Here is a 2,029-nt window from a genome sequence, read left to right as displayed (position 1 = left end):
GCGGCCCACACCCTTGCGGTAAAGTCCCTGTTGTCCTTTGAGTCCTTTTGATTGATAGAAAAACCCGCTCTCCAACATCCCGATAGTTATCGGGACATCGCGTGGTAAGTAATAATATCAAAGCAACTCCTGCCAATGAATAACAAAACAAGTCATTATGACCAAAAATTATAAGTATCTTACTCCTGAAGGATTGTATTTTGGTTGAAATAAAATTAAAGAGTTTACCGGGTAAAAAGGACAAAAGGGACTCACAGGGACTTTACCGCCGGCGTGAATAACCTGGCTACGGCAGGCAGGCCTGCTGCAATTACAGTGCGACCAGCACCTGCGTCCACAGCGGCCCACACCCTTGCGGTAAAGTCCCTGTTGTCCTTTGAGTCCTTTTGATTGAAAGAAAGTAAAAGGAAAAGCAGTTTAAAGAAATTGCATTGTCAATAACAAACCATATAATCCTAAAAATTTGAATATTAACAATTTTAACTATATTTGGGTTGCCGCTTTTATAGATCCCCTCCAAACTCCTCAATAGGAGTGCAACCTATTTTTAAACTATGACCCAACCCAACACCCAGATACCCGACTTTCAAAGCATTATGCTGCCTATGCTCAATCTTTTGGAAAGCGGGGAGGTTTTTACATTGAACCAAGTTGTTACAAAACTTGCAGAACACTTTCACCTAAGCAAAGAAGATTTAAAAATCAAAGTACCCAGCGGGCAAATGGGTTTGTTTCGCAACCGGGTGGGCTGGACGCGCAGTTATTTAAAAAAAGCCGGACTCATTCATTATCCTGAGCGTGCCAAATATCAAATTACCCCTTTTGGAAAAGACTACCTTAAAGGCAAACCAAAAGATTTGCGCATCAAGCATTTAAAGAAAATGCCCGATTATATTGAATGGACCAAAACATTCAATCAAGATACAAACAACAAACAGGAAGCAGAAATCACTAAGGAAATTGAAAGCCAAACCCCTGAAGAGGTACTGGCAAGCACGGTTGACCAACTCAACAAACAACTGGCAACAGATTTACTGGACAAACTAAAAGAAAACTCCTTTGGGTATTTTGAAAACTTTGTCATTGAGTTGTTACAAAAAATGGGCTATGGCGAGTTTCGTGAAGATGCCGCAGAGCGCACCGGGCAAACGGGTGACAATGGTATTGACGGTATTATCTCTCAAGACCGTTTGGGATTGGAGAACGTCTATATACAAGCCAAACGCTTTAGAGACGGCCACGTGGGCTCACCTGACATACGCAACTTTATTGGCTCACTGGCATTACAGGGCGTAAACAAAGGGGTGTTTTTAACCACCTCCCGTTTTTCTGAAAGTGCCATCAAAACAGCAAGCGACAGCAAACAACAAAAAATCATTTTAATAGACGGCAAACAACTCGCCAACCTCGCCATTGAATACAACCTGGGGGTACAGGTGGATAAAACCATTGCCATTAAAAAAATTGATTTGGATTATTTTGAGGAGTGATATTGAATTGAAAAAGTACTATTGGAACGCACGCGATGTCCCGATAGCTATCGGGATGCGGTAGTGGGGTATTTTTTTCGTTTATTAAACAAGTGATTGCAAACTGAATACTAACTAAATGGATAAAATGAGAATTCTACACTTAACTGACTTACATTTTACGTCTGAAATCGGAAAATTAACTAAACAGGACAAATTAATCAGTAATTTTAAAAAGGATTTAAAATTAAATGTCGATAACATTGATTTTGTTATTTTCTCTGGCGATTTAGTACTAAATGGTAGTAAAAGTGATGATTTTAATAAGGCATATAAGGAGTTTATAGAAAGTATCTTGGAAATTTTAAAAATTAATAAAAAGAATTTTTTCATTTGTCCAGGAAATCATGATGTTGATAGAAATGAAGTTTCAAAATCTATTATCAAATATATTGATGAAGAGTTGAAATCGAATGAAGACGTAAACATTTTTTTTAACACCTCTAAAACTGATCTAGTTACCAGTCATTTACCTCTTAAAAATTATAGAAATTTTCTTG

2 protein-coding genes are annotated in these 2,029 nt (G+C 38.0%); both read left to right on the top strand.

Translation table 11 applies throughout. From position 1 onward, the window contains the following. Positions 1 to 554: 554 nt before the first annotated feature. Positions 555 to 1,490: a restriction endonuclease gene (locus AACY61_RS12940; RefSeq protein ID WP_339611997.1), complete on the top strand. Its 936-nt coding sequence runs from the start codon at positions 555 to 557 to the stop codon at positions 1,488 to 1,490. Positions 1,491 to 1,617: 127 nt separating this feature from the next. Then, positions 1,618 to 2,029 (top strand): metallophosphoesterase (locus AACY61_RS12935; protein WP_339611996.1); only part of this gene is annotated, 412 nt, incomplete at its 3' end.

Origin of the sequence: uncultured Planktosalinus sp., from assembly GCF_963973675.1 — a bacterium.
Classification (GTDB): Bacteria; Bacteroidota; Bacteroidia; order Flavobacteriales; family Flavobacteriaceae; genus Planktosalinus.
The sequence above is the reverse complement of the archived record's forward strand: the minus strand, read 5'-3'. Positions and strand labels throughout refer to the sequence as shown.

Coding starts and splice junctions, on each gene's coding strand:
- AACY61_RS12940 (WP_339611997.1), top strand. CDS start 555: ATGACCCAACCCAACACCCAGATACCCGACTTTCAAAGCATTATGCTG.